The organism is Corallincola luteus (assembly GCF_004336975.1).
Taxonomy (GTDB): Bacteria; Pseudomonadota; Gammaproteobacteria; order Enterobacterales; family Neiellaceae; genus Corallincola; species Corallincola holothuriorum.
On record NZ_SJXE01000009.1, the window covers coordinates 26,953 to 41,746 of the forward strand.

Sequence of the window (14,794 nt, forward strand, 5' to 3'; positions counted from 1 at the left end):
CAATATACTCCTAACATCTGTATTCTTCTGCAGATGGCTATCAAAGTGGATACATCTGTCATTCGTAGCGCTCAGTAAAACAAGTACTGGTCGGATGTGTCAACCTTAATATAATTCCACGTTAAACAACACTCGCAATTAACACATAATCAAGAGCATATAGTCCGGCGTGAATCAGGCGAACTATAGCCCGTCTCTCTGCAAGAGAAAGAGCCGTAACCAATCAATACAGAGTCGCGTCAGTGATACAAATAATCAAATCACTTATCACTCAACATAAAACGCTTGCGTCACCAGCTAGGTTAACAAACTGTTAATTTTTGTTTGAACTTATGTGACTATCTACTGATTAATAGGTAGACTATTGCCCGCTTTACCTTGAAACAAGTCTTATTAAATTTCTCGAGAACGATGAAGTTAGCATTAAGACGTGTGTGAAGCGTATATTTTGAAGGTTGTTTCCAACCGCCCATTAATTATCCAATGAAGGTCATGGAATGAAGTATTCAATAATTTTTGTGTTTATGCTTTTTGTCACCGGTTGTGCAACTGACAAGGGAGTCACTTATCTCGAACAAGTTAACGTAGAGCCCGGTGCAAAAATCGTCATTTTGAAAGATGAACCCACCAGAGAAAGCGTTTTGCCAGTATTGGTCAAGTGGTTCAAGGATAATGGCTACGACTCAACCGTTGTCATGGCAGTCAGCGAGTCGACCCCTGACGACTACGTATTTTCATATAGAGCATGGTGGGGTTGGGATATTGCTACTTATATGAAAGACGTTGAGATGACGGTCAATAAGAACGGTGAAAGGTTGGGTGCACTTAATTTTGATGCATTGCAATATGGTGGCTTTGGGAAGTTTGGTGATGCCGAACAACGCTTACAGATTTTACTGGATGTGTTATTTGGAAAAATAACAGTTGACCAAGCGAATGAACAATTAAAAGTCACACAAGAAGAAACTGCAGAGCCTCCTCTACGGTAACACCTGCCCTCCCACAAAAGCTAAATATCATTTAGCTTAATTAAAGAGCAGGGCTGAGGAGAGAGGACAACGATAACTTGTCACTCTCCTCTTACTAGCTAAGAGTCACTTAATTTAATTGCCAGCAATACAAAATATTTATGATTGAGGGAGTCTCTTAATCATTTCAGGAACAAGATCAAACAGATCACCCACCAAGCCGTAATCTGCCACATCGAAAATAGGCGCATCGGCATCTTTATTTATCGCGACCACCACTTTAGCGTCTTTCATCCCTGCGATATGCTGAATAGCCCCTGAGATCCCCAATGCGATATACAGATCCGGCGCAACTATCTTACCTGTCTGCCCGACTTGAAAATCATTGCCGATAAAACCCGCGTCTACAGCAGCTCGCGATGCACCTACAGCGCCATTAAGTTTGTCAGCCAGTTGTTCAACCAGATGAAATTGTTCAGCACTTTGTAGACCCCGACCGCCCGACACAACGACCTTAGCGGCGCTGAGCTCTGGTCGTTCACTTTCTGTTATCTGTTCACTTACAAACGACGACAAGTCATTCACGGCCAATGCTGCGATATCCTCTCTCACTCGCACCACAGTGACGGGATCACTGCCATCAGTTAGCGGCAAAGCAAATGCAGCACTACGGATAGTAATGACCTTAATAGCATCATGGCTACGCACTTTGGCGATGGCATTTCCCGCATACATTGGGCGAATAAATGTATCCTCGGATTCAATCGCGATCACATCAGACGTCATACCAACATCGAGCATTGCCGCTACCCGCGGTAATAGGTCTTTAGCAAACGTACTGCTACCAGCCACTACAGCTTGATAATCCACAGCCAGTGCCGCGATCACCGGCGCCAAAGATTCTGCTAAACCATGTTCGACCGCGGCACTCTCCAATAGGTGGATCTGTCCGAGCGGATAGCCCTGCAACTGATCTACGATATGGGCGCTAGACGCTCCCCACAACAACAGCTCAACATTCTCGGAGAGCTGCTGCGCTGCAGTCACCGCGCGGCAGGTTTGCTCACTGAGTCGCTGACCAGCAGCACCATCACTTTGTATCTCTGCGATCACTAACACGGCCATCAGATCACCCCCGCTTCATTGCGTAACTTATCGACCAGTTCATCGACACTACTGACTTTAACCCCGGATTTTCGGGGCGCGGGCGGCTTCAGTTCTAGTATCTCTATATGTTGAGACAGAGCCGATAGATGCTCATCAACCGGCTCCGATTCCAGCGGTTTCTGACGCGCTTTCATGATGTTGGGCAGAGATGCAAAACGTGGAGTATTCAAGCGCAGATCGGTAGTGATTACAGCAGGTAACGTCAGGCATAATGTTTGTAGTCCTGAATCCAGCTCTCGCGTCACATTGACCTTATTCCCGTCAATCTCGACTTTGGATGCAAACGTACCCTGTGACCAGTTCAGTAGCCCGGCAAGCATCTGGCCAGTTTGATTATTGTCGCCATCAATCGACTGCTTACCCAGCAGCACTAGTCCGGGTGACTCACGGTCAACCACCCCTTTAAGCAGTTTGGCGACATTTAGCGGTTCCAGTTCACTATCTGTTTGCAAGTGAACCGCACGATCGGCGCCCAATGCTAAGCTAGTGCGCAACAGCTCCTGACTTGCCCCGTCACCAATTGATACGGTAACCACTTCACTTGCAAGACCAGCCTCCTTCAGCTGCACGGCTTGCTCTACTGCTATCTCACAAAATGGATTAACGGCCATTTTAACCCCAGCGGTCTCAACCCCTGTGCCATCAGCCTTAACCCGCACCTTAACGCTGGGATCGACCACTCGCTTAATCGCTACTAAAACCTTCATTTCTACCCCATTGATTCAACCAGACTAGGCTAAATGCCTGTGCCATTAGCACGCCAGAGCGCTGCTGTAAGAATGGCTTTCCAATCTGTCATGTTTTGATTATCTTAGTTTTCGTTGACGTTAACGTAAACCTGTATCAAGGTGACAACTATCAGGTTTTGTGTAAAGGGAACTGAACAAGATGCAACGGGAACAGATGAGTTTCGATCTGCTGATCGTGGGCGCAGGGGCAGCGGGGCTTTCAGCAGCGATCCGAGCGAAGCAACTGCAGCCAGAAATGAATATCTGTGTATTGGAAAAAGGCCCGGAGGTCGGTGCACATATCCTTTCTGGTGCCGTATTCGACCCGATAGCACTGCAAGAGTTGTTTCCCGACGAACTCTGGCGCCAAGCTCCATTAGGCCTTAGCGTCAATCAAGATCAGTTACTTCGCCTCTCCCAAACAGCCAGCAAGTTGATGCCAGAATGGACTGTACCCAAAGCCTTACACAATGACGATTGCAAGATCCTGAGCCTTGGCAAACTCTGCCGCTGGCTAGCGGAACAAGCACAAGCATTAGGCGTCGATATCTTTCCCGGCTTCAGTGCGCATCAACTTAAATATGAAGGTGAACAAGTCGTTGGCGTGATCACCGGTGACATGGGGCGTGATAAGCAGGGAGAGCTTAAGCCCGGTGGCATGTTAGGGATGGAGATCCTTGCCCCTTATACCCTGCTGGCAGAAGGCTGCCGAGGTCACTTAGGCAAACAGGTCGTAAATAGGTTTGCGCTGGATGCAGGCAAAGATCCGCAGCATTACGCCCTTGGCTTTAAAGAAGTATGGCGCGTCAGTAAAGACAAGCACCAACCAGGGCTAACCCAACATACCTTCGGCTGGCCACTGACTGAGGGCAGTGGCCACAAAGCGAACGGCGGCGGCTTTATCTATCACGGCGAGAACCAGCAGGTATATATCGGGTTAATCGTCGACCTTAACTATCAGAATCCGCACCTGGATCCATTTGAAGAGTTTCAACAGTTTAAGCGCCACCCGATGCTCAATCATCTGCTCGCAGAGGGCGAGCGTCTGAGCTACGGCGCCCGCACCATTGCAAAAGGTGGTTGGCATTCATTGCCGAAAATGAGCTTCCCTGGCGGTATGTTGATCGGCTGCGATGCGGGCACATTAGATGCTGCACGTATTAAAGGCTCCCATACTGCGATGAAGTCCGGCATGTTAGCCGCCGAAGCTATCGCAGCCGCCGCAACTAAAGGAGCTGCAGAGGCAACAGAGAACACAGCGACGAACCATACAATCACAGATTTCGACAGTCGGGTCGAAAACTCGTGGTTAGGCAGATCACTTTATTGCCATCGCAACAGTGTCGCTAACCTACATCGTTTTGGGCTACTGGCAGGCGGGGCGCTAAATTGGTTAGAACAAAATCTGCTGAACGGACACCTTTTTTGGCATAGCCGCGACCAAAGCCATGATCATGAACATATGCTAACCGCGGCTGATGCGCCGCCTATCAACTATCCAAAGCCCGATAAAACCATCACCTTCAGTCGTACGGCATCACTGTTTTTGTCCAATCTAAATCACGACCATGACCAGCCAAATCATCTGCAACTCACGGACGACAGTATCCCGATCAACGTAAACCTAAGCCGTTACAACGAACCAGCACAACGCTACTGCCCCGCTGGCGTATATGAAGTACAACAGATCGACGGCAAAACCAACTTTGTTATCAATAGCCAAAACTGCCTGCACTGTAAGTGCTGTGATATTAAAGACCCTTCCCAGAATATTCAGTGGGTCACCCCGGAGGGTGGGTCAGGACCGCAATATACGGATATGTGACCAAAACAAGCGTATTAATCAGCTGAGTAATTTGTTGTTCTGCAACGTGAAAAATCAACTATTGTTAGAGATTAAGTAAGATCCCAACAGGATTAATGACGAGCCAATGCAGTTAGTTAATTTTAGCCCCTACAAACTAGCGCTGCTGTTGACATTCCTAGCCAGTGGGATCGTTGAATCAGCCGCCGGATCAAAGCTTAAATCTCCCGTTCAGCAAGGGACTATCCAGTTAGGCGTGCAAGACTTCCCATTCTACGCGCCATACTCGCTCTGGGAGAAAGATAGTTATCAGGGGTTTAATCGCGAGTTATTTGATCTTTTTGCGAGCTATTTAAATAAACAGATCCGCTACCAACCTTACTCAGTAAAGCGACGAACGTTGACACTGATAAGCGGCGAATCTGCGCTTATCTACCCAGATAACCCCCAATGGGCTCCAGAAGCAAAAAAGAGCAACAAAATATACTACAGTCAGCCAGTTACCAGCTATATCGACGGTGTTATGGTTACGCCATCTCAGCAGGCTATGACACTGCCCTCACTAAAAAGATTGGGCATTCTCCTCGGATTTACTCCACTACCGTATCAGGCGATGATCGACCGCGGTGATATTGAAATACATACCGATTCAAACATCGGAGTGTTAATAAACATGGTGATCAGTGGCGCGTTGGACGGGGTGTATTTAAATACCGCAGTGACTAAGCAATACCTGCAACAAATCATAGCTAAACCTAACGCTTTGGTGGTCGCCGAGCAGTTGCCGTTGATTCGCAGTTCACGCCATTTAAGCACAGCACACTACCCCGGACTTATCGCAAGCTTTGACAAGTTCCTGAAAACTCATCAGCAAAGTGTGGACGCACTGAAACAGAAATATGGCTTGCCGCATAACAACTGAGTATGGTCGATTACAGCACAATTCTTGGTTATCAATAGACATAGGCGTCAAGCCGAATAAAATACCCTGCATTAGACTCATCTTACGTGTACCCCCATGCTTCGTTACTTTGTCCCGCTTATCATCCTCTTCTGCTACGCAAAATTGGTGTGGGCTGATGAGCAATCACAACCCCTTCCAGAAGAGTTAGTCGCTGATAACACACTAAGCGCAGAACAGATCAGCAGCAGAGTGACGCTGATCGAACGCTATTTAACGGCTGGACACTATGACCAACAGCCCCACGTTAGATTGGAAGCGATGGACAGGTTGGTACAGTTGCTTCGTACCACTGGGCGACTGAAACAAGCGGAACAATATAACTTGCAACTGCTTGGTGACTCCTTAGAGCAGAGGCAGCCCTTGTACCAGATCCGGGCCGAAAATAACCTAGGTAATATTGCGTATACCCGCAGCAACTATTTAAAAGCGATCGCGCACTTCAAGACGGCACTGTCACTGGCAGAGCAAACAGACAGCCGTCGCGCCGTCGCCCGTGCCAACCTGAATGTGGCGCGCGGGTTACGAGCGATATCCCGCTTGTCGGAAGTGCAGCCTTATGCCCAAAAAGGGCTCACATTGAGCCAGCAAGTGGGTTACCTCGATGGCATTCTCTCTGCGAACACCCTGCTATCTCAACTGTTCGAAAAACGTGGTCAGTATGATCTTGCGTTGAGCTATATGCAGAAAAATTTAGCATTAGAAACCGAACTAAACGATGAGAGAGGGATAGCGAGTACGCTATACAACATTGGCTCACTGTACATTGACACTGGGGATTTCGAGCGAGCAGAAAGCTACTTCAACCAAGCACTTAACATTGACAAGAAATACGACAATGCCAGTGACATTGGCCACGACTACATGAAATTAGGAATACTCGCAGCCGAACCCAAACAGTGGGAACAAAGCACGCGGCTCCTTCTTCAAGCCCTTGAAAAATTCAAAAGCATCGACGCCAACAGAAACCAAGGTTGGGCACTCATCAATCTTGGCCGCAGTTACACCAAGCAAGGCCAGTATCTGCTCGCTGAAGGGGTTTTAAAACAGGGATTAGATAAAGCGACGACTGCCGAAGATAAACACTTAGTGGCACTTGGACAAAGATTTGAGGCCGAACTTGCCGGTAAATTAAAACAGTTCGACCGCGCCCATGCCTTGGTGGATCGCGCATTGGTAAAAGCCATCGAAGAAGAAGACCTCGATGGCTTAGCCAAGCTGTATTTGTTACGCAGCGAGCTGTTCGAATTAGAAAATATGCCGTTTAAAGCATTAAAGGCCTATAAAGAGAGCGCCCTGGTAGAAAAGAAGCTTTTTGGCCAAGGAAAAAATCTGACCATAGGTCACTTGCAAGCGAGCGTAGAATCACTTAACAAAGAGCATAAAATCAGCCTGTTAGAAAAGGATCGAGCCTTACAGCAAGCCGTTGCCAAACAACACAAGCTGGAACGAAACAGACTAATTACAGTTCAAATATTTAGCATACTAATTTTGATCGGGTTGATCCTCTACCTCTACAGCAAACGGCGGGTCGCGCAGTTAAAGAACCAGGTCATGGAAGAAGCTATCGCCCGAAAGAATAATCTGCTGGCAGAAGTTTCTCATGAACTCCGTACGCCGCTTGCTGTGCTTAAGCTACAACTTGAAGGGCTGGAATATGATCTAGTCGACGACCGCCAAGGAGCTTATCGCAAACTGCACGGAAAGATTGCTGAGCTTAACCAACTGATCCACGATATCTATCAGTTGGCTCGCGCGGATAGCGGACTACTGGAGTTGAACTTTCAAACACTTCCCGCCCTTGAGCTGTTAGAAGAAGCGGGAGACGAATTTCAGGAGCTCGGCGAAGATGCAGGATTTGATATTGAAGTTCGCTTAAACATCGATGCGCAACTGCATATTGATGTTGATGCTGTGCGCTTTAAACAAGTGCTGGTTAACCTATTGCGAAACAGTATACGTTACACCGACACACCGGGTTGTATTCGCCTCTTAGCAAGACAGCAAGCCCATGAACTGCATATCCGCGTGGAAGATTCTGCACCAGGCGTGATGAACGAGGATTTGCCAAGGCTATTTGAACGACTATTTAGAGCCGAAGGATCGCGCAGCAGGGATACCGGCGGCTCGGGTCTCGGCTTGTCCATCTGTAAAAGCTTAGTGGAGGCGCATTCTGGCACTATTGCTGCGGCAAGAAGCAAACGCGGCGGCTTACGAATAGACATACGCCTTCCAATCAGTACAGCAATGGGCTGATTGGATGCCGCCATCACCCCTTTAGAACTGCGATAGAAACCAGCATTGAATATACGCCTCACCAGCGATATCTTGCTTACTCAATACACGACTTAACACTATTAACAACTTGAATAGGCGCGCTTTTTGCCGAACCAACCCAGTTGCCGAATCGGCCAGAGTAGATCTCTCTTGCAAGGTAGTTAATTACCGCTTTATCTTGCAACCTGTCACTTGAGGTGAATGTGTCATGAACACTTGCGACATCAGTGGGATAAAGAGTCACCAAGCCTAATTCTTCCGCTGGTGGAACCAAAAGTCCTCCATCCACCGTCGATTCACTATTGCTCAAGGTGATCTCTGGCACTTCGTAAAAAATCCCCAGTACGTCACTGGTTTTGGTAATAACAGTGAGGTTGCTTTTACCTACATTCTGCAGGTGAAGATAGATCTGATATTGGTAACGCCCCCTGTCATCTAGCCCTGTGCAGACCACCTGCCCCTGTTTCACGATCAAATCATTCGCCCATAGAGATGACGATAATGCGCATAAAACCGTTGCCAAAACTAGCCCGGCACATCTGCAAAAGGTCATAAATTCACCAGTAAAGTAATTGTATTCAGCAGGTTATAGCACTTAGACTAATGAATTCTCAACGCCATATAGAGATATACTTAGGCTGCCATGATCTACAGCGACAAATGCAGGAGTTAAGCAACATAAAGCGCTCGCTAAAAAAAGCTGACATAGCGTCTAATGCCCTATAGAGAGTCCTACCACCTGCAAGCTTGCCGGCTGTGCACTGGCGATGAAATCGGTGGGGATGACAGGCGTTTGGGATGGCTCATCGAGTGACACCCTATTGATCATGCTTCGTCCTAACTTACAGGCGCCAAGCACTTCCCGCGCAAGTTTTATCTCTCGCCAGTGATCACTATGACGTAGCGTATTGATGGCCAGCCGATCCGAATCAGGCAAATGATCTGACGGGTGCAGGTCATGGCTCATCTTGGCGGCTTCCAAGCGCCATAAAAGTTCCAGATTAGCATCACGCATATAGTTAACTAGAAACTGACGACTGCTATCAGCATCCTCAACTGCCATTAGCTGGTCTCGTCGTTGGCTAACGCCATATAGGCGACTCAATTTTTGGCGAAGACCTTGTGCGGCTGCAGATATTTGGTCCGACCTTTTCAATGGCAGATGTTGCGGCAGCAACTTGATCTCCCCTCCTTCGCCGAAAACAACATCAAAACCGCTGCCAGCTCCCTTTAACATCTCCGCTAACTGATTGACCACGGCTTCGCTGGATTCTCCTCTGCCTAAATCCAGCCATTGCTCGCTATTTTGCGGCAAAGACAAAGGCGTAAAAACAATGAGGTCAGCGTTGTTAGACCCGATTTCGTCACTTGACGGAAGCAGGTTTACCTTAACAAACAGCGCCAGCAACCATATTGAAATTAAGCTAAACAAGATCGGAATAGCGCACTTATTGATCCATAAGTGCGCTTTTATAACTGTGCAATGCAGCTTGCCAACGATTTGCTGCTGATAGCTTGTAGCCATATTTGCTTACCGTCCCTGGTTTGCTCGTTTACTCGATTAGTGCCAATGTTTCTTCTGCTTGGCGCCGTATTCCCGAATGCAATGTGTCATCGGACGCCATCATGTTCAGTAACATTATCAGCTCTTGGGCGTGGTCTATGGTGACCCCGGGGGCTTGCTCTACGGCAAGCTTCAAGAATGGTGATTGTTCGATAAATCTTGATGTCTCAGAACATTTACTAAAATGCTGGCTGACGTTGTGGTTTGCAACACACATTAAAAACTCCACTGAATCGATTGAAAGCGCATAACTGGTAAGCGCTTTGCTTTAGCTCAGGAGAAGTATCAAACAGAAATGTGCAGCGATTGTGGAGATTGTGCAGGTCAGAGGTGTAACCAGGGATAATTCAGTAAATACCCAGCTAATGGCCACGCACCCTGCTTTTTTGCATTGTACGCTTCGACTAGCTTGCCGCCGGTTCGTACTTATAGCCCACTGAATAAACGGAGCAGACTGGCTCAGCTGGCATATTAAGACACTTAAGCTTCTTGCGCAGGTTTCGGATATGGCTGTCTACCGTGCGATCAGATATCACGCGATAGTCTTTGTATACCAGATCCATGATCTGTTGCCGTGAATAGATACGGCCGGGCTGACTGTGTAACAAAGCCAACAGGTTAAACTCTACCGCAGTAAGCTGCTCACTGACGTCACCATAACTGACCGTAAATCGCTCATGATCTAAAAGAAGCTGCTTTGTTGGCGCAGACTTTGGTTGAATACGTCGAAAAATCGCCTTTATTCTCATCACCAGTTCAGGTGCGCTAAACGGCTTACATACGTAGTCATCCGCACCGATCTCAAGCCCAATCAAACGGTCAACCTCTTCCGTTTTGGCCGTTACCATGATGATAGGCACTTCTGAAAAAGCTCTGATCTCTTTACAGCAGGTTAAACCATCTTTGCCTGGCAACATCAGATCCAGTAACACCAAATCGGGACGATGCTGTTGCACAAACTCCGCAACACCAACCCCTGTAGAAAAGTGGGTAACATTAAAGCCTGCCGCCTGAATGAATTTCACCACCATTTCAGCAATGTCGGCTTCATCTTCAACAAGTAAAATTGAGGGTTCCAAAGAGATATCCGTGTACCTAGCTTAGCCATATTTGTAAGGGCTGAACGAAACCATCAGCCCCACGCGAATGCTTTATCATCACAGCGCCGTATGCTATTGCCCGCGAACCAAGGTTGCAATCTCAACTTCATCGCCATTGAGTAAACTCAGCTGATGTTTTGTCACGGTGAAGTACTTGCTTTGAGACAGCATAGCCAACATCGCAGATTCCACCTCCATGATGCGCTGACACATCTTTCGTGTACCAGCAATGGGCCCAAAAGAGAGTGTGGGTCTACCCTCTCCTTCCGTACTGATCACGTAGTCGCCACGAAAATGATTACATCCTGAGAAACCTGATGCCGAACCACTGGTCATCAAGGTCAATTTCAGATTTGATTCTTCTGCTGTTTTAGCCAACACATCACCGTTAAGAGATAACAACGTCCAATCCCCGATAACGGCACTGATATCGACAGCTGACGCTGCAGGAGACTCGGTGGGCTCATCCACAGCAACCTCCGGCGCATCTACCGCTGCGCGTTTGCCACCAACCTTTTCAAGCAACATGTCAATCCGTGGCACGCCAAATGGCTGATACGCTTGTGTGGTTGTAAACAGCAGCTGGTCAGCCATGTATATCTGCCCACGCAAGCTATATCGTGCTTTCGGCTTTAACTTGGCCGGCTCATAACTTAATTCGAATTCGTAAGGCGGCGCCGTCGTCAAAGTTTGCCTTAAGCTCGCAACAGTTTCGCTCGCGGCATCCGCTTTCGACACATCTTCAAGCGATATAACCAACTCAGCACCCGGCGGCAAAGCGATCCTTTCACGGTAGCTAGCGCTCCCCACTAACTTAGCTGCCATTGTCTCTTCCTGTTGTGCTTGCTCAGTTGGAACCGTCTGGTTCTGACTGTCACAGCCAGTGACAATACCTGCACTCATGCCAGCAAGCATCAAGGTAGCGCCTAATCGGCAAAGGTGAAGTGTACGCATCTTAGAACTCCTATCGTTCCCATATCATCAGTATGGGAGCATAAACTTTGTTAACCATTACATTGGCATTAACGATAAACGCTAGCCTAAAAACCAAGTAAACGATCATTAACAACCAGTGAGGCACGAATTAAGCGAGCCGACCTAAATGCCTCCCCAAATAGCACCAACCAGTGCCACTGTTCCTGCGACGCCACAAAGCCACATTAAGATAGGGCGAAACCGGCCACCGTCAATATAGCCACGGCTGCGCGTTCCCAGCATCAGCCCCAATACTGATATTGGTACAAAGCTAAGGCTTTGCCATAACAGCTCACTATTTAAGATCCCACCGACACTATAGCCAGCCAAACTCAACAGACAGGAACACATAAAGTACAACGACAAATTGGCGCGGATCCGGTATGGCTCACCATGTTGCATCACCAAGGCTAACGGTGGGCCACCGACCGCAGTGGTCGAACCCATCACCCCCGAAACAAGCCCCGCCCAAGCTAATCGTCCTCGGGTGGCCTCAAATTTACGCCCCCAAAACGAAATAACCACAGCCATCAGCACCGCTGTCGCCACGGATATCTGTAGCCATTGCACGTTGAGTGTCATCAATAGCCAAACGCCGATAACCGTACCCGGCACCCTGGCGACAATAGGCACGGCCATCATTCTCAGTTGAATATGGTGCCGTAACTGCCAAACATTCATGGCGCTCAGGGGCAGCGCCACCACAGTGAGCATCACGGGCACCCACTCCGGCTTGATCAGCACGATAATAGGCGCCGCGACAATCGCCAGACCAAAACCCAGCGCCGATTGCAACCAGCAACCCGCCAACACCATTAAGGCCGAAATCGACCAAATCAACAGTTCACTCACAACAATCTCTAATATCCAGTTTCATGCCCGTTTGACCTGTCTGATAAAAGCGATAAAACACACTGAACGATATCGCCCTGGAAGGTACCCGAAATGCTACGCCCATCGGCCGCGTGTGACTACGTCAACGTATTAAAAGTCATTGAATGCGAATGCTTTCTTGATCACACCCAGCAAACAAGCGTTGGCTATACTGAACGATAGCCAAGGAGGTCATGATCAAGAAACTCATTCTCCCATTAATCTTAGTGCTATTAAGCTACGGCTTTTGGGCCATGCCACAGCTAAAGGAGATCTTAGCCGGCGTCGCTATTTTCCTGTTTGGTATGTTAGCGCTAGAGGACGGCTTTAAATCTTTCACTGGCGGTGTTCTAGAGCGCCTACTCAAGCGCACCACCAATAAACTCTGGAAAAGCCTGTCATTCGGTGTACTCACAACGACCCTGATGCAGTCCAGCTCACTGGTCACCATTATTACCATCTCCTTTCTCAGTGCCGGATTACTCCCCCTCATGCAAGGCGTCGGTATTATTTTTGGCGCAAACCTGGGAACAACCACGGGCGCCTGGCTGGTCGCCGCTTTTGGCCTAAAAGTAAAAATTTCCGCTTACGCCATGCCGTTGTTAGTGTTTGGCGTGATCCTGGTGTTCCAAAAACTAAAAACCTTAAAAGGAGTGGGTTACCTGCTCGCCGGTATCGGTTTCCTGTTCCTTGGCATTCACTATATGAAAGAGGGATTCGAAACCTTTCAATCCAGTATTGTACTCTCAGATTATATGGCGGATGGCATCGCTGGCCTGCTTATTTTTACCTTATTGGGAATGGCCGCGACCGTGGTCATGCAGTCTAGCCATGCCACCCTGGTATTGATCATTACCGCACTAGCCGCCGGACAAATCACCTATTACAACGCCTTAGCGCTGGCGATCGGAGCCAACGTTGGCACCACCATCACTGCCATCATCGGCGCGTTGGGGGCGAACATCGAAGGTAAACGCCTTGCTGCGGCGCATCTGGTGTTTAACTTGGTCACGGGTATCACCGCATTGGTACTGATTGTACCGCTAGCTAACTTGGTGGATGGCATTGCCGAAACCGTCGGCATCGGCGAACAAAACTACACCCTAAAACTCGCGCTTTTCCATACGCTATTTAACGCCTTAGGTATCGCGCTGATGTTGCCATTTATCAAAGCGCTGTGTCGCGGATTGGAGCACTACCTGCGCACCGATGAACGTCGAGAAAGCGTGTCTTTGCCTCTGTCCCGCCCCGATAGAAGGCGTGAACAGGTGAAGCCGCTCTATCTTAAAAAAGCCGTACTAAATAACCCTGATACGGCACTGAAATCGATGATCATGGAAACCCATCATCTATTCGATAACGTCTACGGCGTTATTGCCCGCGGCCTCATGTTGGATCGTTCCGTGGTTGAATCAGATAAAGACCTTAATTCACAGCTTGAATCTCCGGTTTCTAAAGATGCATTCTGTGATATCGATGAGCTGTACCAGCGTTACATTCAACCAGTCTATAGCGAGTTGTTTACGTTCGCAGCCACGGCACAGCCGGAAATGAACAGCGCACAAAGCAAAGAACTATTTGCGATAAAAGCCACCGCGCGCGATCTAGTCAACGCAGTCAAAGATATTAAACACCTGCAAAAAAACCTGCGCCAATATCTGGTGTCAGATAATGTGCATATTTGTCAGCAATATGGCGAGATCCGCAGCCAAATTGCGTTCTTACTGCGACGACTCTACTTTATCCGCCACGATTCCCTCGCGCAGGAAGACAACGACGCCGAGCTGGTGATCAGCCAATTACGCATGACACTAGAAAAAAATGACGTCATCTCCAATGACGCACTCGACGAACTTATCCGTCACCGTGAGCTAACCCCCAGAATGACAAGCTCATTAATGAACGACAGTCATTACTGTCGGTCTATATCTAAGAACCTGATAGATACCGTTGAAGTATTGATGACAGCAGGATCTGGCGGCGAAGGCGTGCTCAGCAGAGAGCTCGCCCTGGCACCCGAAGAAGTTGAAGCCCTACTGGCATCAGAGCAGTCTGAAACAGAAGCAGGAGATAATGGGTGAACAGGTCGATCGAACGTCTTGCCAGCTGGTTTAATCGGTTCCTCACCGAGGACGCCGAACACAACAAAGAGCAGCTGGAACGAGTAAAAAAGAAGCTGAATAAGCTGAAGCGTAAATCCCATATGCTGCAACAACTGATCGACGAAACTAACGATGAACAGGAAAAAGAGACATTACAAAGCGAACTAAAGATCGCCAAAGCGATCCGCATTAAAGCCCAACAAAAGTATCGTGAGTTAAAAGACGAATTTAAAACCACGCGTAAAAACAAAGAGTAAAGCGAAGTAATGCCGCAA

The 14,794-nt window shown here is 48.2% G+C and carries 14 protein-coding genes; 6 read left to right on the forward strand and 8 right to left on the reverse strand.

Going from position 1 to position 14,794, the window contains the following annotated elements; genetic code table 11:
• Nucleotides 1–497: 497 nt before the first annotated feature.
• On the forward strand, nucleotides 498–989 hold the full coding sequence (locus tag EZV61_RS15350; protein WP_131416727.1) for an Sbal_3080 family lipoprotein: 492 nt from the start codon (nucleotides 498–500) through the stop codon (nucleotides 987–989).
• Between the two features lie 138 nt (nucleotides 990–1,127).
• Here the strand turns inward: EZV61_RS15350 and EZV61_RS15355 are convergent, their stop codons facing one another.
• Nucleotides 1,128–2,093 (reverse strand): electron transfer flavoprotein subunit alpha/FixB family protein, encoded by a 966-nt coding sequence (locus tag EZV61_RS15355; RefSeq protein WP_131416729.1) that lies wholly within the window; start codon nucleotides 2,091–2,093, stop codon nucleotides 1,128–1,130.
• The gene (locus tag EZV61_RS15360) at nucleotides 2,093–2,842 is read right to left on the reverse strand and encodes an electron transfer flavoprotein subunit beta/FixA family protein (protein ID WP_131416731.1); all 750 of its coding nucleotides are present in this window, start codon (nucleotides 2,840–2,842) and stop codon (nucleotides 2,093–2,095) included. Before EZV61_RS15360 ends, EZV61_RS15355 begins: the two co-directional genes overlap by 1 nt.
• A gap of 181 nt (nucleotides 2,843–3,023) precedes the next feature.
• On the opposite strand from EZV61_RS15360, the gene EZV61_RS15365 reads away from it, so the two are divergent.
• The 3 genes from EZV61_RS15365 (at nucleotide 3,024) to EZV61_RS15375 (ending at nucleotide 7,884) form a co-directional block, all read left to right on the forward strand.
• The gene (locus tag EZV61_RS15365) at nucleotides 3,024–4,688 is read left to right on the forward strand and encodes an electron transfer flavoprotein-ubiquinone oxidoreductase (RefSeq protein WP_131416733.1); all 1,665 of its coding nucleotides are present in this window, start codon (nucleotides 3,024–3,026) and stop codon (nucleotides 4,686–4,688) included.
• Between the two features lie 106 nt (nucleotides 4,689–4,794).
• Nucleotides 4,795–5,589, forward strand: a complete 795-nt coding sequence (locus EZV61_RS15370; RefSeq protein ID WP_131416735.1) for a substrate-binding periplasmic protein — start codon at nucleotides 4,795–4,797, stop codon at nucleotides 5,587–5,589.
• Between the two features lie 96 nt (nucleotides 5,590–5,685).
• Entirely contained in the window at nucleotides 5,686–7,884 is a 2,199-nt protein-coding gene (locus tag EZV61_RS15375; protein WP_131416737.1) for a tetratricopeptide repeat protein, read from the forward strand.
• A gap of 76 nt (nucleotides 7,885–7,960) precedes the next feature.
• Here the strand turns inward: EZV61_RS15375 and EZV61_RS15380 are convergent, their stop codons facing one another.
• From EZV61_RS15380 to EZV61_RS15405, 6 genes are all read right to left on the reverse strand, one after another.
• Nucleotides 7,961–8,374, reverse strand: coding sequence for a hypothetical protein (locus EZV61_RS15380; RefSeq protein ID WP_131416739.1), 414 nt, complete (start codon nucleotides 8,372–8,374; stop codon nucleotides 7,961–7,963).
• A gap of 243 nt (nucleotides 8,375–8,617) precedes the next feature.
• Nucleotides 8,618–9,430, reverse strand: coding sequence for a hypothetical protein (locus EZV61_RS15385; protein ID WP_131416741.1), 813 nt, complete (start codon nucleotides 9,428–9,430; stop codon nucleotides 8,618–8,620).
• A gap of 28 nt (nucleotides 9,431–9,458) precedes the next feature.
• The gene (locus tag EZV61_RS15390) at nucleotides 9,459–9,686 is read right to left on the reverse strand and encodes a hypothetical protein (RefSeq protein ID WP_131416744.1); all 228 of its coding nucleotides are present in this window, start codon (nucleotides 9,684–9,686) and stop codon (nucleotides 9,459–9,461) included.
• Between the two features lie 187 nt (nucleotides 9,687–9,873).
• Nucleotides 9,874–10,548, reverse strand: coding sequence for a response regulator (locus tag EZV61_RS15395; protein WP_170308613.1), 675 nt, complete (start codon nucleotides 10,546–10,548; stop codon nucleotides 9,874–9,876).
• Between the two features lie 93 nt (nucleotides 10,549–10,641).
• The gene (locus EZV61_RS15400; RefSeq protein WP_131416748.1) at nucleotides 10,642–11,523 is read right to left on the reverse strand and encodes a YbaY family lipoprotein; all 882 of its coding nucleotides are present in this window, start codon (nucleotides 11,521–11,523) and stop codon (nucleotides 10,642–10,644) included.
• 144 nt (nucleotides 11,524–11,667) lie between these two features.
• Entirely contained in the window at nucleotides 11,668–12,396 is a 729-nt protein-coding gene (locus tag EZV61_RS15405) for a sulfite exporter TauE/SafE family protein (RefSeq protein ID WP_199405224.1), read from the reverse strand.
• A gap of 215 nt (nucleotides 12,397–12,611) precedes the next feature.
• Here EZV61_RS15405 and EZV61_RS15410 point away from each other — a divergent pair, with 215 nt between their 5' ends.
• Both EZV61_RS15410 and EZV61_RS15415 read left to right on the forward strand, forming a co-directional pair.
• The gene (locus EZV61_RS15410; protein ID WP_205695397.1) at nucleotides 12,612–14,498 is read left to right on the forward strand and encodes a Na/Pi cotransporter family protein; all 1,887 of its coding nucleotides are present in this window, start codon (nucleotides 12,612–12,614) and stop codon (nucleotides 14,496–14,498) included.
• The gene (locus EZV61_RS15415) at nucleotides 14,495–14,776 is read left to right on the forward strand and encodes a hypothetical protein (RefSeq protein WP_131416750.1); all 282 of its coding nucleotides are present in this window, start codon (nucleotides 14,495–14,497) and stop codon (nucleotides 14,774–14,776) included. Before EZV61_RS15410 ends, EZV61_RS15415 begins: the two co-directional genes overlap by 4 nt.
• The last annotated feature ends 18 nt before the right edge of the window (nucleotides 14,777–14,794 follow it).